Below are 17,775 nucleotides of genomic sequence, written 5' to 3' on the forward strand. Positions count from 1 at the left end.
GTCCGCCGCGCTCGGCATTCTCATCGCAGTCTTGTTCAATCGCCTCCGATCCCCCCCGCCGGCGGCCTGACGATCGACGTCCCTTCCGCCACCAGTTCCACCACGCAGCCCGGGTTGTTGTCGCCGACGCGGGGTGCCATGCCGTGCAGGCGCGCGATGGCGGCCACCAGGCTCAGGCCCAGGCCGGTGCCCTCCAGGTGGCGGGTGCGGTCGGAGCGGTAGAAGCGGGAGAAGACCAGGTCGCGCTCGTGCGCCGCGATGCCGGGGCCGCTGTCGGCCACGCGGATGACGGTGGCGCCGTCACCCTCGCGCGGGCCCAGCGCCAGGGTGACCCGGCCGCCCGGGAGCGTGAACTTCAGGGCGTTGTCCACCAGGTTGCCCACCGCCTCCATCAGCAGGTCACGGTCGGCGAACATCGGCGGCACGGGCGTGATGTCGATGGCGAACGCGATGTCCTTGGTTTCGGCGATGGGCTGGTACAATTCCTCGATCAGCAGGATCACCTCGGCCGGATCCAGGGTGGTGAAGCCGCGCTGGCGCTTGCTGTTCTCCAGCTCGCGGATACGCAGCAGGGCGGTGATGATGGCCAGCGCCTGGTCCAGGCCGCCGATGGCCTTGCCCACCGTCTCCCGCGTCTCCTCCGGCCCCATGTCGCCCTTCAGGGTACGCTCCAGGCGGGCGCGGACGCGGGTCAAGGGGGTGCGCAGGTCGTGCGCGATCTCATCGCCCGTGGCCTTGATCTCGCCCAGCAGGCGCTCCGTCTCATCCAGGATGCCGTTGAACAGCAGGGACAGGCGGTCCAGCTCATCCCGGGGGCTCATGCCGGCGATGGGCAGGCGCTCATGCACCTCCCCGCCCATGATGCGTTCCGCCGCGCGATGCACCTCCTTCAGGCGCTGCTGGGTGCGCCAGGCCAGGAACATGCCGGCGGCCAGCGCCAAGCCCATGGCCGGGATGGCGCCCATGGTCAGGGCGTGCACCACCACCTCGCGCAGGATGACCATGTATTGGCCGTTGCGGCCGATGACCAAGACGTTGCCGCTGGCGGTGCGCCGCGCCGTCAGGCGCACGTCGATGGCGCCCATGGCCGGTAGGTCGATGCGCGCAGCGCGCACCACGTGGACCTTGCCGTCGATGGGAAGGCCGGGCGGTACTCCTTCCAGGTTGCCGGCGATGCGGCTGCCGTTGGGCGCGAACAGGGCGGCATAGCCCACACGGTGGAAGTCGCCTGTCACGTGGGTGTTGATCAGGGCCAGGATGGCGTCCTGGTCTTCGCTGGCCAGGGTGCGTGCGTCCTCGGTGATCAGGGCGTCGATGCGGTTGGTCTCGAACACCGTGGCCCGCCAGTAGATGAAGGCGAACAACAGCAGGGACGACCCGGCGAAGAAGCAGGCGAACACAATGGCCAGCCGGAAACTGGTGGTGCGGGCTATCTCGTACCAACGGTCATGCGAAGGTGTTGCCGGGGCGCGCTGGCTGGCGGGCCGCGTCGTGAGGCGCGTGAGCCAGGCTGCCGGATGGCGGCGCCCGGCACTTGCGGGCGCGCAAGGCGGCATCTCAGCGGTCACAATAGAATACCGCCGATGTCACTGAGGTTCACGAAGAACGAAGCCCACGTTGCGGATGTTGTAGATCATGGGGAAGTCGCCGGGTGCGTCCACCTTGCGCCGCAGCTTGCCGATATGGACATCCACCAAGTTGGTCTGGGGCGAGAAGCGGTAGTTCCACACGTCTTCCAGCAGCATGGCGCGGGTGATGACCTGGGCGGGGTGGCGCATCAGGTACTCCAGCAGCTTGAACTCGCGCGGCAGCAGTTCCACCGGACGGCCGTCGCGGTTGGCCTCGCGACTGATCAGATCCAACTCCAGCGGGCCCACGCGCAAGCGGGTGGTGCGCGGCTCCGCCGGCCGCCGCAGCAAGGCTTCTACCCGGGCGGACAGTTCCGACAGCACGAAGGGCTTGGTCAGGTAATCGTCGCCGCCGGCTTTCAGCCCGCGCACGCGTTCATCCACGTCGTTCAACGCGCTCAGGAACAGCACGGGCACCCGCACGTCCTCGGCCCGCAGCTGGCTGATGATGGACAGGCCGTCCACCTCCGGCAGCATGCGATCCAGGATAAGCAGGTCGTACTTGCCCTCGCACGCCCGCTCCAGGCCCACGCGGCCATTGTCGGCGTGGCTGATCATATACCCGCGGTCGGCCAGGTCGCGGATGATTTCATCGGCGGTTTCCCGATCATCCTCAATCAGCAGGATGTGAGCTTTGGAAGTCACGGGGGACCATCCCTGATCGTCGAATGTGTCGATGTCCATCCGCCGGTTCCGCCGTCAGCCGTTACGCCACTACCCTGGGCGCATGCGCGTCCAAGGCGAAAGCCTGACCATCCGCCAAGGGCGTGCCGGTGGCAACCACCAAACAGGGTGAACGCGGCGATACCGCTGGGGCGGGAAACGGACGACGGCGGTCCTCTGGCGGGGACGTTGCCGCCGGAACTTTCGGCTCGTTTGATTAACGCCGCCAATTAAAAAGGACGAATGATTTCTAAAAAAAATTATAATTTTGGCTATGCGAGCGCTGTGATAACGCATTAGCCCGTGAAAGTCTGGGATGTGACCTAATGTCGCAATATATCATGATATGTAGTTGTAAAAAACCCTGCGCATCTGCCGCAGGATTTTTAAAACTTTCGATATGGTGCGACCAATATGGTTCTTGTCAGCATGAGTTTACTGAAGACATGTTTGGTAAGTTGGTTGACTCAATTATTGAAAACCTAAAATCAGTTTTAATAAATAAACTAAGCTTTAGTTGTGACGCGAGTCCGTGACGATAACATTCGATCCATCAGTCATTCACTTGACGGTTGGAGTGGAAGATGCAGCGTATACTGAATAATGCCAAAGTGCAGAAGGCCGGTCTGGCCCTGCTGATATGGGCCGGGGTGGCGGCTTGCGCCCATGCCGCGACGGTTCCCGCCACTCAGTTGGACACCGTGAAGCGCGTCTGTCGCGACACCATGGGCCTGACGGCACCCAACACCGACTATGTCGCCTGCGTGGACAGCTTGACCGGATCGCTGGCCGAAGCCGCCACGAACCGGGCGGAGGCTTCCGCCAATCTGGCCGGCCAGTCGGCGTGCAGCCAGAAGGGCCTGACCCCGGATACGCCGGACTACGCCATGTGCGTGCTGAACTATCGCGACAAGGTCCTGGGCAACGCCACCCATGTCGCCGCCTATCACTCCACCCAAAACCCGATCGACATCGCCGGGGGGAACTAAACCATGACCATCGCCATCAGCCGCCGCCTGATCAAGGCCCATTGGGCCGCCATCCTGGCCGCCGTCACCCTCGTCGCCGGCATCGGCGGCAGCTTGGCCGCCTGCGCTGGCCCCTCCTTCGCCACCCAGCGGCTGGCGCAAGAGAACCGCGCCTGTGCTGAGGTCGGCTTTACCCCTGGCACGGGGGAACATTCCCGCTGCGTCGACAATCTCGACGCCGCCATGACCCAGACCCTGGTGCCCATCAACTAAGGCGCTTCCCGCCCTCGCCCGCCATCGACGGATCCCCGTCCCGCCTGTCTGGGGATCCGTCGTACGGCCCGGGTGGCCCCCGCAAAACCACCCAGGGCCTATCGGCCCGCCCCGCCGCCGGTTGCATCCCCCAGAAAACCCGGCGGCGGGGCGCGGTCTTTAGCTAGTAATATAGCAGTATATCGTGCTTTACATTGAATGATTTCTCGCACATGCGGCTTAAAGCCGCTCATGGGATCTTAAAAATGAATTTACTTATCTAAAAGATCCTTTAGTCGACTGCCACATTTCTTCAATCGACAACTGCTTTAAAGGGCCATCGCGCCTGTCCGGGTGCGGATAAGAAGCCAATCAGTTGATGGGAGTGGACAGTAATGTCTATTGAAGCGCGGAACGGATGGACCCATCCGCCGCATCAGATCCGGAAAGGCCGCGCCTTCGTGCGTGCCGCGTTCATGACCACGGCCTGCGTCGCCCTGATGGGTGCAGCGACCGCGGCGCGCGCTGAGGACGCCGCCAGCACCACGAAGCATAAGAAGGCCGCCTCGGCTGCCGCCACCGCCGCCACGCCGACCCAGATCGTGGCGACCCAGGCGCAGATCGACGCCCTGAACAAGCAGATCCAGGCGCTGCAGTCGCAGCTGCAGGCGCTGGCGACCCAGCAGGACACCAACGCCAAGGCGGTGGTGGAATCCCGCGCGGCTGCGGAGAAGGCGGCCACCGCCGCCACGCAGATCGCCCAGCAGCAGAAGGTGACCGACCCCAACGACAACAGCCTGCGCCTGGGCAAGGGCGTGAAGCTGACCTTCGGCGGCTTCATCGAAGCGGCCAGCGTCTACCGCTCGCGCAACATGACCGCGGACGTCGCCACCCCCTATGCCGCCATCCCGCTGAAGAACTCCTCCAACTATGATCGGGGTGAGTTCCGCGGCAGCGCGCGCCAGAGCCGCGTGACCATGCTGGCCGAAAGCGATGTCGGCCCCGATACCCACCTGGGCGCCTACTTCGAATCCGACTTCCTGGGCGTCGGCACGTCCTCCAACAGCGGGCAGAGCAACAGCTATGTTCCGCGTCTGCGCCAGGGCTACTTGACCGCCGATTGGAAGGATACCGGCTGGCACCTGCTGGCGGGCCAGTCCTTCAGCCTGGTCACCACCAACAAGTCCGGCATCGATCCCCGCACCGAAGCGCTGCCGATGGGCCCGGACGCCCAGTACGCCGCCGGCTTCGACTGGACCCGCAACTGGGGCCTGCGCGTGGTCAAGGACTGGAACCGCCATTATTGGCTGGGTGTGGCGTTGGAAAGCCCGCAGGCGTCCATCAGCGGTTCGACCGCTTTGGTACCCAACAGCAACACCAACCCCGGCGGCTCGCTGCTGAACAGCACGGCCAACTACTCCACCGACATCGCCCCCGACCTGATCGTGAAGGCCGTGGCCGAGCCCGGCTGGGGCCACTACGAGGTGTTCGGTCTGGCGCGTGAGTTCCAGAGCCGTGCCGCCGGTCAAAACTACACCGAGACCGGCTTCGGCTTCGGTGCCGCCGCCATCCTGCCGGTGGTGCCCAAGTATGTGGACATTCAGCTGAGCACCATGGCCGGCCAGGGTATCGGCCGCTATGGTTCGTCCAGCCTGCCGGACGTGACGGTGAACCCCTACGGCCGCCTGTCGCCCATCACCGAGGTCACGGCCATGGCCGGCGTCATCGGCCACCCCACGTCCGATTGGGATCTGTACGCCTACTACGGCCTGGAACAGGACGACAGCAAGGCGTTCACGGTCGCCGGCAAGGCCTACGGCTATGGCAACGGCCTGGCCGTCAACACCGGTTGCTACACCGAGAACTCGCCCCTCGCCTGCGCGGGCAACACCCGTTCGGTGCGGGAGGCTACGGCCGGCTTCTGGTGGAAATTCTACCACGGCAACATGGGCACCATGCAGTTCGGCATGCAGGGCGAATACATCCGCCGCGACCTATTCGAGGGCGTGGGCGGCAGCCCCAGCACCGACGACACGGTGCTCTACACCGCTTTCCGTTACTACCCGTTCTAAGTCCATCACCGGGCCCGGCTCCCTCGGGGGCCGGGCCTTTTCCAAGGTCCCGATGCCATCATGAAAGCTTGATGGACGGGACCGCCCCGAAGAGGAGCACGACCGTCATGCCGGAAAAAGCCACCCCCAAGCTTAAGGATCAGCGGGTCATGACCACCTTCCGCCTGGAACCCGACCTGCTGCGGCAGATCAAGATCCGCGCGGCGCTGGACGGCACCAGCATCAACGCGCTGATGGAGCAGGGCATCCGCCATATCCTGCGCATCAACCGTGAGAACGACGAGTCCGTGCGCCGTTTCATCATCTTCGTGGCCGAACTAAGCCCGGCGGAAATGCAGCGCCTGGGCGCGGGCCTGGATGACATCGTGATGGAAGCGGCCACCGGGGAGTTCTACCTGTGGGCCCACGGCTTGCGGCGCGGCGATAGGGACCGCACCGTGTTCAACAGCCACAGCCTGGCGGACACCGGCCTCAGCGGGCGCCAGATCCGCCAGCACTTGCTGGACCATGCCGACGCCCTGGTGAACGCGCCCCAGGACCTGCCGGTCAAGTCGGGCCGGGCCTGAGGTTGGCCGCGTGGGCCCTTTCCTGCGGGGGCGGAAAGGGCCTTGTGCGGGCGGCGGCCTGCCGCCCTGGACGCAGGATGCGCTGAACATCCGTCACGTCGATGCCGGCCAGGGCAACGCCACCGTCATCCTGGGGTCCGACGGCATCACCTTGGCCGGCGGACCTTATGCGTGCCGGGGCTGGTGTATGCAGAAATGGGTGTGGTGGCCAACATTTTGATCCATGAGACCGGAGTTGCATGCAACTTAGTCTTCAGGTACATATGCTCCATAACAAATGTGGAGGAGCGGTGCCATGGGTCGGGACGATCGGGCGCAGGGTGAGGGCCAGTCCTGGGTGACGGGGCGTTCGTTGGTTTCCGGGGCTGGGGCCTCTGGGCCGGATACGGCGGCGAAAGCCTGGCCGGACAACGCCTGGTACGCGGCGGCCTGGGACCATGAGGTGGGTCGGGCCCTGTTCCCGCGTACCATCTGCGGCACGCAACTGGTGTTCTATCGTCAGCTGGACCGCACGCCCGTGGCCCTGGCCGACGCCTGCTGGCATCGCCTGGTGCCCTTGTCCAAGGGCCGGCTGGTGGGCGATGGTGTGCGCTGCGGCTATCACGGCCTGGAATACGCCGCCAACGGCCGCTGCACCCACATGCCCAGCCAGGAAACGCTGAACCCGGCGGCCTGCGTGCGATCCTACCCGGTGGTGGAACGGCACCGTTTCCTGTGGGTGTGGATGGGCGATCCGGCCCTGGCCGATCCCGCGCTGGTGCCCGACCTGCACTGGAACCATGATCCCGAGTGGGCGGGCGACGGCCGCATGATGACGGTGAAGTGCGACTACCGCCTGGTGCTGGACAATCTGATGGACTTGACGCACGAAACCTTCGTGCACGGCTCCAGCATCGGCAACGACGCGGTGGCCGAGGCCCCCTTCCAGGTGACCCACACCGACAAGACCGCCACCGTCACCCGCTGGATGCACGGCATCGACCCGCCGCCCTTCTGGGCGGCCCAGCTGGGCAAGCCGGGCAAGGTCGACCGCTGGCAGATCATCAATTTCGAGGCACCCTGCACCATCGCCATCGACGTGGGCGTGGCCCCCGCTGGCACCGGCGCGCCGGAGGGCGACCGTAGCCAGGGTGTCAACGGCTATGTGCTGAACACCATCACGCCCGAAGCGGACGGCAGCTGCCATTACTTCTGGGCCTTCTGCCGCAACTACCGCCTGGGCGAACAACGCCTGACCCACGAGCTGCGCGAGGGCGTCCACCGCATCTTCGGCGAGGATGAAGAGGTGCTGGAGGCGCAGCAGCGCGCCATCGAAAGCCATCCGGATCGTCGTTTCTACAATCTGAACATCGATGCCGGCGGCATGTGGGCCCGCCGCCTGATCGACCGCATGATCGCGGCCGAGCGGCCCCAGCGGGCGGAGGCGGCGGAATGAAGCCGGTGGCCGGGGTGGCGGAGGAAGAGGGCAGGGGCATACAGGTGGCGCGCGCGCAGCAGGGTCTGCGCGAGCTGATCCTGGCGGGTGAGCTGCCGCCCGGCAAGCGCGTGTCCGAACCGGCCATGGTCGAGCGGCTTGGCGTGTCGCGCACGCCGGTGCGCCTGGCCCTGGAACGGCTGGCGCAGGAAGGGCTGGTGGCGCCCGGGGCCAGCGGCGGCTTCGTCGTGCGCGCCTTCACCGCCGCGGATCTGGCCGACGCCATCGAGGTGCGCGGCACGCTGGAGGGCCTGGCCGCCCGCCTGGCGGCGGAGCGCCGCCCCGCCGCCGCCGCCTTGGGGCCATTGCGCGATTGCGTGGCGGCGCTGGACCGGCTGGTGGCCCAGCCGGTGCTGAGCGAGGCGGACTTTGACGAATATGTCCGCCTCAACGCCTTTTTCCATGAGGAACTGGTGCGCCTGGCGGGCAGCGGCGTCGTGGCGCGCGCGGTGGAGCAGGCGGCGGCACAACCCTTCGCCGGCCCTTCCGCCTTCGTGCAATTGCACGCCACCGAGGCGGCGGGCCGCGACACCCTGGTGGTGGCCCAGGAACAGCACCGCCTGCTGCTTGAAGCCATCAGCCGGGGCGAAGGGGCCCGGGCCGAGGCGCTGGCCGCAGAGCATGCCCGCGTGGCCCAGCGCCGGTTGCGCGCCGCCCTGAGCGATCGGGACAAGCTGACCGGCCTGCCCGGCGGATCACTGCTGCGACTGGCGGCGGCGTGGCCGTGACCGTGGCGCTGAAACATAACGGGAGGAAAACGACCTATGGGATTCAAGGCGGAATGGGGATCGGGGCGCCTGCTGGCCACCCGCGACGTGGCCGATGGCATCCGCCAGTTCGACATCCAGCCGGAGGGGCCAGTGCCGGCCTACGGCCCTGGATCGCACATCCAGGTGCAGGTGCTGATCAGCGGCCAGCCGGACGTGCGCCACTATTCCCTGGTGGGGGAACCGGGCGACGGCATCCTGCGCATCGCGGTGAAGCGGCTGCCTGACAGCCGAGGCGGTTCCGCCTACATGTGGGGCCTGACGCCAGGCGCGCGCCTGACCATCAGCGCGCCCCTGAACCATTTCCAGCTGTCGGCCGGCCGGCCCGATCACCTGCTGATCGCTGGTGGCATCGGCATCACCCCCATCCTGGCGATGGCGCGCGCGCTGGCCCGCCGGGGTGCCGTAGTCCGCCTGCTCTACGCCGCCCGCCGCGCCGTGGACCTGGCCTTCGTGGAGGAATTGCGGACGCTGCTGGGTGACCGGTTGCAGATCTTCCTGGATGCCGAGGGCCAGGCCATCGACTTCAAGGTTGAGCTGGCCCGCGTGGCGCCGGGGGGCGAGGTCTATATCTGCGGGCCTGCCCCCATGATGGCGGCGGCGCGCCAGGCGTGGGCCGCCCTGGGCCGCCCGCCGTCCGATTTCCGGCTGGAAACCTTTGGTGCCGGCGGCGCCTCTCCCGCCCAGCCGTTCATCGCCCAGGTGCCCCGCCTGAACCTGACGGTGACCGTGCGCCCTGACCAGACCCTGCTGTCGGCCCTGCAGGAGGCTGGTGCCGACCTGATGTACGACTGCCGCCGGGGTGAATGCGGCCTCTGTGCCCTGGACGTGGTGGATGTGGCCGGCGGCGCCCTGGACCACCGCGACGTCTTCCTCAGCGACCGGCAAAAGGCGGAGGGCCGCCAGATGTGCGTCTGCGTCTCCCGCGCCACCGGCACGGTGACGCTGGATACGGGGGACAGGGCGGGATAGGGGCCTTACAGCGGCCCCGCCCGCTGGGCATCCAGGACGCGGATGTCAGATCCGTGCAAGACCACGGCGGACAGGCGGCCGCTGCGATAGGCGCCGGTGTCCACCGCGATGCGCTGGGGCAGAATGTCGACGTCCGGCACGATGGTGTGGCCGTGGACGATGACCTTCTCGTGCGGCCCCTCGGCCAGCATGAAGGGCGCGCGGATCCACAGCATGTCTTCCGCCGTCTGTTCGGCCAGGGGCCGGCCGGGGCGTATGCCGGCGTGGACGAAGGCGTAGTCGCCGTAGACGACTTGATACGCCAGGTCGTCCAGAAAGCGGCGGTGCGATGGGGGCAGCTGGGCGGCCAATGCCTCGCTCAACGCCACGGCCTGCAGTACGGCCGGCCCCTCCATCACCGCCGGCAGGCCATAGCTGCGCAGGGTGGCCGGTCCGCCGAAGTCCAGCCAGCGCAGGGCGGCCAGGGGATCGGCCAGGAAATCCAGCATGGATTGTTCGTGGTTGCCGCGCAGGCAATGGCGGGTGAAGCCGGGCAGCATATTGTCAAGGGTGCGGCCGGCCGGGTCGGCGCCCCCGCGCAGTAGGTCGATGACCCCGCGGCTGTCCGGACCCCGGTCGACATAGTCGCCGAGCATGATCAGCACCGGCGTCAGGGGGCCGTGGCTCTCCACCATCCTGGCGTGGTCCCGGGCGACGGCGTCCAGCAAGCGGCGCAGCAATCCCAATTCACCGTGGACGTCGCCCACGGCATAGAGGACATGCCCGTCCGGCGCCCGGGGCGCCGTCCGGTCGGGACGGGCCTGGGCCGGCCTGAGGGCGGCGCGCAGTCGGTTCAGCATCGCGAATGACATCCGGCAAGGATGCGGGTGGGGTGAAACCGACGGTAAGGGCTGGGCGTTCCCCTGTCACCATCGTTGCCATCAGGGCGACCCTGCGTTGATCGGGACACCGTGGGCTTGGGGGGCGATCAGGCGGTTCCGGCCAGGCTGGGGGGCAGCGGCAGGTCCAGCAAGCCGGCCAGGGTGCGCCGGGGCTTCACCAGGTCGGCCAGGGTATAGTCGTCCAGCACGGCCAGGAAGGCCTGCAACGCTTCCTTCAGGGCGGACTTCAACACGCAGGTTGGGTTCAGACGGCACAGCGCGGGAGAAGTGCTGGAGAAGCATTCCAGGATGTCCAGCTCCTGCTCCGTGGCGCGGACGACCTCGCCCAGACAGATATCTTCCGCCTTTCGGCCCAGGCGCAGCCCGCCGCCCCGTCCGCGCACGGCCTCGACGTATCCCAGCTGGCTCAGCTGATGCACTACCTTCATCAGGTGGTTCTTCGAGATGTCGTAGGTCTGGGCGACGTCGTTGATGGTGGCCAAGCCGTCAGACTTCAGCGCCAGGAACACCAGCGTGCGCAACGCGTAATCCGTATAGCTCGACAGCCGCATGGGGCCCTCAAAAACAGCGCGAGGAATACATCTATACCCCATACACACGGTCGTGTTCGCCGGTTTTGTTATGAGTGTCATGCGATGCGGGTCGTGACGACCGGTACTGGACGATCCCTTCCGCCCCGGCGCAGGGCGCCGGTGGATAGGCCGGGCCGCAGCCATTCTTGCACCCGGGCACGGATGCCAACCGGTTCCGACAAGTTACCGCAAAAATCACCAATCATTCCTGGGCTCAGTGCCTTAGACAATTCGACCGCTGGACGGTTCGCCCGATCAAGCGGATCTTGAGCGCACGTAAACGCCAGGGGCATTTTCAACCGCGGACAGGCTCCACCCCCCGGCGGCCTTCGAGAAGGAGACCAGTCCCATGTCCACCGACCGCCTGTTGGATCCCCTGATCCTGTCCCGGTTGCAATTCGTCTGGGTGGTGGCCTGGCACATCCTGCTGCCAGCCTTCACCGTGGGGATCGCCTCTTACATCGCCATGCTGGAAGGGCTGCACGCCTGGACCAAGAACCCCGTTTACTTGAGGATTTCCAAGTTCTGGATCCGCGTGTTCGCCGTCACCTTCGGCATGGGCGTGGTCAGCGGTATCGTCATGCCCTTCCAGTTCGGCACGAACTGGAGCCGCTTCACCGACGCCGTGTCCAACGTGGTGGGGCCGCTGTTCGCCTATGAGGGCCTGACGGCGTTCTTTCTGGAGGCCGCCTTCCTGGGCGTGCTGCTGTTCGGGCGCAAGCTGGTGCCGCCCTGGGCCCATTTCGTGGCGGCCAGCATGGTGGCCCTGGGCACCCTGCTGTCCACCTTCTGGATTCTGGCGGTGAACAGCTGGATGCAGACGCCCCGCGGCTACACCGTCGTCGACGGACGCTTCTTCCCCGCCAGCTGGGTGGACATCATCTTCAGCCCCAGCTTCCCCTACCGCCTGGCCCACGTGGTCAGCGGCTTCTATGTCACCACCGCCTTCGTCGTGCTGGCGGTGGCGGCCTACACCCTGCGCAAGGGCCGCTTCCCGGATGAGGGACGGGTGATGATGCGCATGGCGCTGGGCTTCCTCACCCTGTTCGTGCCGCTACAGATCGTGCTGGGCGACATGCACGGTCTGAACACCCTGGAACACCAGCCGGCCAAGCTGGCCGCCATGGAAGGGCTGTGGGAAGGCGGGCAGGGCGTCCCGGCGTCGCTGTTCGGTTTCCCCGACCAGAAGGCGGAAACCAACCATTTCGAGATCACCGTGCCCAAGCTGGGCAGCCTGTACCTCACCCATCACTGGGATGGGGCGGTGAAGGGACTGAAGGATTTCCCGGCCGACGAACGGCCGCCGGTGATCGTCGTCTACTGGGCCTTCCGCGTCATGGTGGGGGCGGGCCTGGCCATGCTGGCCATCGTCGGCGTGGGCTGGCTGCTGCGCTGGTCCGGGCGGCTTTATACGACCGGCTGGTATCTGCGCGGCCTGCAATGGGCAGGGCCTCTCGGTTTCATCGCCGTGCTGGCCGGCTGGACCACGACGGAGGTGGGTCGCCAGCCTTGGACCGTCTATGGCCTGATGCGCACGGCGGACTCGGTGACGCCGTCTCTGACCGGCGGGGACGTCATCCTGTCATTGCTGATGTACATGGCGGTCTATCTGCTGATCTACCCCACGGGTTTGCTGCTCCTGCGGCGCATCGTGCGCAACGGGCCGCTGGATCACGATGCGGAGCACGACACGCCGGTGGAAAGCGGCCGGCCGGCCCAGCCGGTGGTGGCCCTGCCACTCGCCCAACTTCCCGAGGGACATGCTGCGGAGGGACATACGCCATGAACGGCCCCATGCTCGACCTGGTCGGCGTCTGGACGGTGATCCTGGGCGCCGGCGTCTTCTTCTATGTGCTGCTGGACGGGTTCGACCTGGGCGTGGGCATGCTCTACGGCCTGAACCCCGACAGCACGTCGCGCGGCATCATCATGAACTCCATCGCCCCCATCTGGGACGGTAACGAGACCTGGCTGATCCTGGGCGGCTTGGCCCTGCTGGCGGCCTTTCCCCTGGCCTTCGCCATCATCATCCCGGCCTTGTATTTCCCCGTGCTGCTGATGCTGTTGGCCCTCATCTTCCGTGGCGTGGCCTTCGAGTTCCGCTTCAAGGACAAGGAGCACCGGGGCTTCTGGGACAACGCCTTCGCCTACGGTTCCGCCGTCGCCACCTTCGCCCAGGGCACCGTGCTGGGCGCCTTCATCCAGGGTTTCCAGGTGGAGGGGCGGCAGTTCACCGGCGGTTCCTTCGATTGGCTGACGCCCTTTTCCGTCATGACGGGCGTGGCCCTGATGGCGGGCTACACCCTGCTGGGCGCCGGCTGGCTGATCCTGAAGACGGAGGGGGGCCTGCAGGACTGGGCGCGGGTGCAGGGGCGGCGGGCGCTGATCCTGGTGCTGGTTGGCATCGGCATCGTCAGCCTGTGGACTCCCTATGCCGAGCCCGACATCGCCCAGCGCTGGTTCACTTGGCCCAATATCATCTTCCTGGCGCCGGTGCCCCTCGCCAGCGCGGTGCTGGCCTGGGCCACCTGGCGCAGCCTGGGCCGTGACCATCACGCCTGGCCCTTCGTCTATGGCATCGGCCTGTTCATCACCGCCTACCTGGGCCTGGCCATCAGCCTGTGGCCCAACATCGTGCCCCACAGATATTCGCTGTGGGACGCCGCCAGCTCGGAAAGCACCCAGGCCTTCCTGCTGGTGGGTACGCTGTTCCTGCTGCCCATCATCCTGCTCTACAGCGGCTGGTCCTATTGGGTCTTCCGCGGCAAGGTGAAGGCGGACGCGGGCTATCATTGATGATGGGCGCCCCGGCCGGCGTCGATGCCGGCCGGGGCGCCGTTCATTTCGCGATGTACTTTCCGCCCCGCGGTTCATTCCGGCGGCTGGGGAAATGGCGGAAGATCAGCGAATGGACGTTGCCGGTGCTGGTGCCCAGAGCCGCGGCAATCGCCTTGTAGGATTGGCCGGCATCCAGCATCTCCCCGATCTTGCGGATCCGATCCTTCAGGACGACGGGGTTGCGCGGCTTCAAGGTGGGGAAGTACTGGCCGATGGCGTTACGGACATAATATTCCGAGACGCTGGTTTCCCGGCTGATATGCGCTGGCTTATGGCCCTGGCGGTACAGGGCGCCGATATGGGCGATGATCTCGGGCGTCAGCTTGCTCGTCCCGCCAAATCCTGGGATATTCCTATATATGTACTGTCGGATGGTGTGCTGACTCTTGCCCAGAATCACGGCGATCGAGGGCACGGTTTCACCAGCGCGCAGCAGCGCTTCGATCGTTTCAAGCTGATATAATCGCAGGTCGATATTTCGGCTGGAGAGTTCCGGAAAATACCAATTTATCAATATTGATAAATAACTTGGGCTCATATTCAATGCGCTGGCGATCCTGTAAATCGGATAACCTTGATCGCACATTAATTTTATAAGAGCAATCGTATCCGGATTATGCCGTTTTGGCGATTTATTAAGAATTGTATTCTTCATGGCGTTTTCCCGGATATGAATTACGAATTTTCCGTGACTGCCACCCATGCCAAAAGTAAAATATATTACGAGAGCGGATGTTCTGCGCATATAGAACACCCAGGCTGATCGATTTGCTTGGCAAATCGCGGAGGAGAGCCTATCGGATTTTTTTTGATCTTCAAAATATACGAACATCCCGGGTTGGAGTCTCGAAGAAAAGTCGAGACGCACACCCAGTGCGACAAATTTTCTGGTCAACTGCGGCGATGGCCTCGTGCGGGGGTGAGGTCGGCCGACAGGGACCTGTCGCGCCCAAGTCACAACGGCCGGCTTCGTCGGTCTTGCCGCAAGCGGCCTCACGCGATCCGCTCCAGGCGCGGCCGCCGCCAATAAGGCAGATAGCGCGCCGCGAACAGGGCGAAGGCGGCGATCCAGAGCAGGGCCGAAAGGACCAACAGCGATAGGTGCGCGCCCCCATCAGGCTGGCCACAATGCGGGACAGGGTGGCGCCGTTGACCAGCAGATAGACACCGACCGTCACCGGTCGGCAGTCAGGGGGCAGCCGGTATGGCCCAGTGTGGCCCGGCTCATGACCGCCAGCATCATGGTGCCGATGGACCCGGCGGTCAGGGCGTGTCTCGCCGTCGCCATGGGCACGGCATTATCGAACTGCGGCGGGCGCTACCCTAGGCGATTACAGCGGCCAGTCGCTACCCGTGACGAACAGGTCCGCCAAGGCCTCGACACCAGCCTGGTCTTGCGCGTCGAAACGGGCCGGGCTGGGGCTATCCAGGTCGATGACGCCCAGCACTTGGCCATCCAGGATCAACGGTACCACCAGTTCGGAGCGCGAGGCCGCGTCGCAGGCGATGTGGCCGGGGAAGGCGTGCACATCCTCCACCAGCACGGACTGGCGCCGTTCCACGGCGGTGCCGCAGACGCCCCGGCCCACGGCGATGCGGACGCAGGCCGGCTTGCCCTGGAACGGGCCCAGCACCAGCTCTCGCGTGCCGCCCAGGTTACCCTTGGCAGCGTTGCGCATGAAGTAGAAGCCGGCCCAGTTCAGGTCGGGCAGGGTGGTGAACAGCAGGGCCGACAGGTTGGCGGCGTTGGCGATGGCGTCGCGCTCATCGGTCAACAGGCCGCTGAGGTCGGATTTCAGGTCGCTGTACAGCGTGGCCTTGTCGCGCGGGGTGTCGCTGGTGCGGGCTTGGAACATGGGAAGGCGTCCTCGAGGGGCAAACGATGGCGCTGGCTCAGTCCAGCCGCGCCAGCCAGGGGTTGAATATACGCGTCGCCTGGTCGGCGGCGCGGGCAGCCATCACAGTTCCGGCGGCGCGCAGCTCCGGCACCGACAGGCCTGCGGCCGACAGCTCTGCCGCGTGGCCCACGTACCACAGGTTCAAGCGCGCCGGATCGGCCTCGATATGGAACTGCAGGGCCAGGGCGTTTGTGCCATGGCTGTAGGCCTGGTTGGGATAAAGGCCGCTGCCGGCCAGGCGGGTGGCGCCCTGCGGCAGATCGAAGGTGTCGCCGTGCCAATGCAGCACCCGGGCCCCGGGTTCCCCTAACGGCGCCAGGCAGGAGGCGCGCCCAGCCTCGGTCAGATCCAGGGCGCCCCAGCCGATCTCCTTGGCGTGACCGGCATAAACACGGGATCCCAGGGCGCGGGCCATCAACTGGGCGCCCAGGCAGATGCCCAGCACCGGCCGCCCGGCCGCCAGCCGGCATTCCAGCAGGGCGATCTCCTGGGTCAGGAAAGGATGTTCCTTATCCTCATACACGCCGATGGGGCCGCCCAGCACCACCAGCAGGTCGGCATCGGCGATGGCCGGGTCGGCCAGGTCGTCCACTGGCGCCTCGCGATACTCCACATCCCAGCCGCCGGCGGCCAACACGGGCGCCAGCAGGCCCAGATCCTCAAACGCCACATGGCGCAGCGCCACGGCTTTCCTGGTACGCGACATGGGCCTGGTACGCGACATGGGAAGGAACCTCCGGTGCCGGAATGGAGGGTCCGTTATAGGGGGCGGGGAAGCACGCCGGGTAGGGGATTTTGCTGCAGCTGGGGCAGCACGTATCATGGGCGCCCATTTCCCTGGCTATCGATGTAAAGGTTTACATGAACGCCAATCAGCCCTATGAGTCGGCCAAGCCGCAGGGATGGGCGGCAAACCGAAAAATGGGGGAGGGGCATGAGGACGCGCCTGCTGGTGATGATGGCGTTGCAGATCGCCATCTGGGGTGCCTGGGCGCCCAAGCTGTTCCCCTATATGACCATGCTGGGCTTCGGGCCCGGCCACCAGGCGCTGGTGGGCAGCGCTTGGGGCATCGCGTCGGTCATCGGCATCTTCTTCTCCAACCAGTTCGCCGACCGCCGCTTTTCGGCGGAGCGTTTCCTGGCGGTCAGCCACCTGATCGGCGGGCTGTGCCTGGTCGGGGCGGGGTTCGCCACCGACTTCTGGCCCTTTTTCGCCTGCTTCCTCGGCTACAGCCTGGTCTATGTGCCCACCCTGTCGGTGGGCAACACCCTGGCTTTCGCCAACTTGGCGCAGCCGGCGCGGGAGTTCGGGGCGGTGCGTGTGGGCGGTACGCTGGGCTGGGTGCTGGCCAGCTGGCCCTTCGTCTTCCTGCTGGGCGCGCAGGCGACAGCGGCCCAGGTGCGTTGGATCTTTCTGGTCGCCGCCATCCTCTCCTTCGCCATGTCGGCCTACGCCCTGACCCTGCCGCACACCCCGCCCCAGCGGGAAGGGGGGCGGGAGGGTACGGTCGACCGGCTAGCCTGGCGCCGCGCCTTCGCCAGCCTGCGCCAGCCCGCGGTGGCCGTGCTGTTCCTGGTCACGCTGTTGGACGCCGTGGTCCACAACGGTTACTTCGTGATGTCGGATGCCTTCCTCACCAATCGCGTGGGCATCGCCGGCAACCTCAGCATGGTGGTGCTGAGCCTGGGCCAGGTGGCGGAGATGGCGACCATGGCCGTGCTGGGCTGGGTGCTGGCCCGCCTGGGTTGGCGGCTCACCATGATCATCGGCATCCTGGGGCATGCCGCCCGCTTCCTGGTCTTCGCCTTCCTGGCGGACAGCGTGCCCGCCATCGTGGCGGTGCAGTTGCTGCACGGCGTCTGCTACGCCTTCTTCTTCGCCACCGTGTACATCTTCGTCGATGACGCCTTCCCCAAGGATGTCCGGGTCAGCGCCCAGGGTCTGTTCAACCTATTGATCCTGGGCGTCGGTAACGTCATCGCCAGCTTTGTCTTCCCCGCCCTGTCCAGCCGGTGGACGGTGGTGGTGGAAACGGCCACCGGGCCGCAGGCGGCGGTGGACTACCGCACCCTGTTCCTGGTGCCGACGGCCCTGGCCTTGGCCGGGGCCGTGCTGCTGGCGCTGTTCTTCCGGCCCGGTCAAAGGGTGGGCCGGGGGGTGGACCAGGGAGCGGAGCAGCCGGTCGAGGTCTGACCGTCGCCATTCCCGCCCCTCTTCCGCCAC

General features: G+C 66.1%; 18 protein-coding genes. 10 read left to right on the forward strand and 8 right to left on the reverse strand.

What is annotated here, in order from left to right; all coding sequences use genetic code 11:
* Positions 1-35: 35 nt before the first annotated feature.
* Complete coding sequence (locus tag P5F91_RS18685) at positions 36-1,400, reverse strand: sensor histidine kinase (RefSeq protein WP_186454956.1); 1,365 nt, start codon at positions 1,398-1,400, stop codon at positions 36-38.
* 186 nt (positions 1,401-1,586) lie between these two features.
* Complete coding sequence (locus tag P5F91_RS18690) at positions 1,587-2,273, reverse strand: response regulator transcription factor (RefSeq protein WP_422394478.1); 687 nt, start codon at positions 2,271-2,273, stop codon at positions 1,587-1,589.
* A gap of 602 nt (positions 2,274-2,875) precedes the next feature.
* On the opposite strand from P5F91_RS18690, the gene P5F91_RS18695 reads away from it, so the two are divergent.
* The 7 genes from P5F91_RS18695 to P5F91_RS18725 all read left to right on the forward strand — a co-directional run bounded on the left by P5F91_RS18695 (position 2,876) and on the right by P5F91_RS18725 (position 9,362).
* Positions 2,876-3,280 (forward strand): hypothetical protein, encoded by a 405-nt coding sequence (locus P5F91_RS18695; RefSeq protein ID WP_145613187.1) that lies wholly within the window; start codon positions 2,876-2,878, stop codon positions 3,278-3,280.
* 3 nt (positions 3,281-3,283) lie between these two features.
* Positions 3,284-3,532 carry a hypothetical protein gene (locus P5F91_RS18700; protein ID WP_040849120.1) on the forward strand — a complete coding sequence of 83 codons (249 nt, stop codon included), beginning with the start codon at positions 3,284-3,286 and terminating at the stop codon, positions 3,530-3,532.
* A gap of 440 nt (positions 3,533-3,972) precedes the next feature.
* A complete protein-coding gene (locus tag P5F91_RS18705) occupies positions 3,973-5,583 on the forward strand; it encodes a FlxA-like family protein (protein WP_145613186.1) in 1,611 nt (536 codons plus the stop codon).
* A 107-nt stretch (positions 5,584-5,690) separates the two neighbouring features.
* Positions 5,691-6,149 carry a hypothetical protein gene (locus P5F91_RS18710; RefSeq protein ID WP_145613185.1) on the forward strand — a complete coding sequence of 153 codons (459 nt, stop codon included), beginning with the start codon at positions 5,691-5,693 and terminating at the stop codon, positions 6,147-6,149.
* Between the two features lie 295 nt (positions 6,150-6,444).
* Positions 6,445-7,584 carry an aromatic ring-hydroxylating dioxygenase subunit alpha gene (locus P5F91_RS18715; RefSeq protein WP_277907909.1) on the forward strand — a complete coding sequence of 380 codons (1,140 nt, stop codon included), beginning with the start codon at positions 6,445-6,447 and terminating at the stop codon, positions 7,582-7,584.
* Entirely contained in the window at positions 7,581-8,351 is a 771-nt protein-coding gene (locus P5F91_RS18720) for a GntR family transcriptional regulator (protein ID WP_277907910.1), read from the forward strand. The genes P5F91_RS18715 and P5F91_RS18720 overlap by 4 nt, the downstream gene beginning before the upstream one ends.
* A gap of 36 nt (positions 8,352-8,387) precedes the next feature.
* On the forward strand, positions 8,388-9,362 hold the full coding sequence (locus tag P5F91_RS18725) for a PDR/VanB family oxidoreductase (RefSeq protein WP_145613183.1): 975 nt from the start codon (positions 8,388-8,390) through the stop codon (positions 9,360-9,362).
* A 5-nt stretch (positions 9,363-9,367) separates the two neighbouring features.
* On the opposite strand, the gene P5F91_RS18730 is transcribed toward P5F91_RS18725, so the two are convergent.
* Together P5F91_RS18730 and P5F91_RS18735 are read right to left on the reverse strand one after the other, a co-directional pair.
* Positions 9,368-10,201 (reverse strand): metallophosphoesterase, encoded by an 834-nt coding sequence (locus tag P5F91_RS18730; RefSeq protein WP_277907911.1) that lies wholly within the window; start codon positions 10,199-10,201, stop codon positions 9,368-9,370.
* A 128-nt stretch (positions 10,202-10,329) separates the two neighbouring features.
* Positions 10,330-10,794: an Rrf2 family transcriptional regulator gene (locus P5F91_RS18735; RefSeq protein WP_145613181.1), complete on the reverse strand. Its 465-nt coding sequence runs from the start codon at positions 10,792-10,794 to the stop codon at positions 10,330-10,332.
* 370 nt (positions 10,795-11,164) lie between these two features.
* Here P5F91_RS18735 and P5F91_RS18740 point away from each other — a divergent pair, with 370 nt between their 5' ends.
* Both P5F91_RS18740 and cydB read left to right on the forward strand, forming a co-directional pair.
* Entirely contained in the window at positions 11,165-12,601 is a 1,437-nt protein-coding gene (locus tag P5F91_RS18740) for a cytochrome ubiquinol oxidase subunit I (protein WP_277907912.1), read from the forward strand.
* Entirely contained in the window at positions 12,598-13,611 is a 1,014-nt protein-coding gene (cydB, locus tag P5F91_RS18745) for a cytochrome d ubiquinol oxidase subunit II (RefSeq protein ID WP_211107164.1), read from the forward strand. Before P5F91_RS18740 ends, cydB begins: the two co-directional genes overlap by 4 nt.
* Positions 13,612-13,654: 43 nt before the next feature.
* On the opposite strand, the gene P5F91_RS18750 is transcribed toward cydB, so the two are convergent.
* The 4 genes from P5F91_RS18750 to P5F91_RS18765 form a co-directional block, all read right to left on the reverse strand.
* Entirely contained in the window at positions 13,655-14,308 is a 654-nt protein-coding gene (locus P5F91_RS18750) for a hypothetical protein (protein WP_277907913.1), read from the reverse strand.
* A gap of 519 nt (positions 14,309-14,827) precedes the next feature.
* Positions 14,828-14,941 carry an NnrS family protein gene (locus P5F91_RS18755; RefSeq protein WP_145613178.1) on the reverse strand — a complete coding sequence of 38 codons (114 nt, stop codon included), beginning with the start codon at positions 14,939-14,941 and terminating at the stop codon, positions 14,828-14,830.
* Between the two features lie 43 nt (positions 14,942-14,984).
* Complete coding sequence (locus tag P5F91_RS18760) at positions 14,985-15,509, reverse strand: GAF domain-containing protein (RefSeq protein ID WP_145613177.1); 525 nt, start codon at positions 15,507-15,509, stop codon at positions 14,985-14,987.
* A 37-nt stretch (positions 15,510-15,546) separates the two neighbouring features.
* Entirely contained in the window at positions 15,547-16,275 is a 729-nt protein-coding gene (locus P5F91_RS18765; protein ID WP_277907914.1) for a glutamine amidotransferase, read from the reverse strand.
* A gap of 210 nt (positions 16,276-16,485) precedes the next feature.
* Here P5F91_RS18765 and P5F91_RS18770 point away from each other — a divergent pair, with 210 nt between their 5' ends.
* Positions 16,486-17,745, forward strand: coding sequence for an MFS transporter (locus P5F91_RS18770; protein ID WP_145613176.1), 1,260 nt, complete (start codon positions 16,486-16,488; stop codon positions 17,743-17,745).
* Positions 17,746-17,775 lie beyond the last annotated feature (30 nt).

This window comes from Nitrospirillum amazonense (assembly GCF_029594735.1).
GTDB classification, from domain to species: Bacteria; Pseudomonadota; Alphaproteobacteria; order Azospirillales; family Azospirillaceae; genus Nitrospirillum; species Nitrospirillum amazonense.

Excerpts from the sequence above, each read along its gene's own strand:
- P5F91_RS18760 (WP_145613177.1), bottom strand. The coding sequence starts at position 15,509 with ATGTTCCAAGCCCGCACCAGCGACACCCCGCGCGACAAGGCCACGCTG.
- P5F91_RS18755 (WP_145613178.1), bottom strand. The coding sequence starts at position 14,941 with ATGGCGACGGCGAGACACGCCCTGACCGCCGGGTCCATCGGCACCATG.
- P5F91_RS18765 (WP_277907914.1), bottom strand. The coding sequence starts at position 16,275 with ATGTCGCGTACCAGGCCCATGTCGCGTACCAGGAAAGCCGTGGCGCTG.
- P5F91_RS18730 (WP_277907911.1), bottom strand. The coding sequence starts at position 10,201 with ATGCTGAACCGACTGCGCGCCGCCCTCAGGCCGGCCCAGGCCCGTCCC.
- P5F91_RS18740 (WP_277907912.1), top strand. The coding sequence starts at position 11,165 with ATGTCCACCGACCGCCTGTTGGATCCCCTGATCCTGTCCCGGTTGCAA.
- P5F91_RS18710 (WP_145613185.1), top strand. The coding sequence starts at position 5,691 with ATGCCGGAAAAAGCCACCCCCAAGCTTAAGGATCAGCGGGTCATGACC.
- P5F91_RS18715 (WP_277907909.1), top strand. The coding sequence starts at position 6,445 with ATGGGTCGGGACGATCGGGCGCAGGGTGAGGGCCAGTCCTGGGTGACG.
- P5F91_RS18735 (WP_145613181.1), bottom strand. The coding sequence starts at position 10,794 with ATGCGGCTGTCGAGCTATACGGATTACGCGTTGCGCACGCTGGTGTTC.
- P5F91_RS18770 (WP_145613176.1), top strand. The coding sequence starts at position 16,486 with ATGAGGACGCGCCTGCTGGTGATGATGGCGTTGCAGATCGCCATCTGG.
- P5F91_RS18695 (WP_145613187.1), top strand. The coding sequence starts at position 2,876 with ATGCAGCGTATACTGAATAATGCCAAAGTGCAGAAGGCCGGTCTGGCC.
- P5F91_RS18720 (WP_277907910.1), top strand. The coding sequence starts at position 7,581 with ATGAAGCCGGTGGCCGGGGTGGCGGAGGAAGAGGGCAGGGGCATACAG.
- P5F91_RS18750 (WP_277907913.1), bottom strand. The coding sequence starts at position 14,308 with ATGAAGAATACAATTCTTAATAAATCGCCAAAACGGCATAATCCGGAT.
- P5F91_RS18725 (WP_145613183.1), top strand. The coding sequence starts at position 8,388 with ATGGGATTCAAGGCGGAATGGGGATCGGGGCGCCTGCTGGCCACCCGC.
- cydB (WP_211107164.1), top strand. The coding sequence starts at position 12,598 with ATGAACGGCCCCATGCTCGACCTGGTCGGCGTCTGGACGGTGATCCTG.
- P5F91_RS18700 (WP_040849120.1), top strand. The coding sequence starts at position 3,284 with ATGACCATCGCCATCAGCCGCCGCCTGATCAAGGCCCATTGGGCCGCC.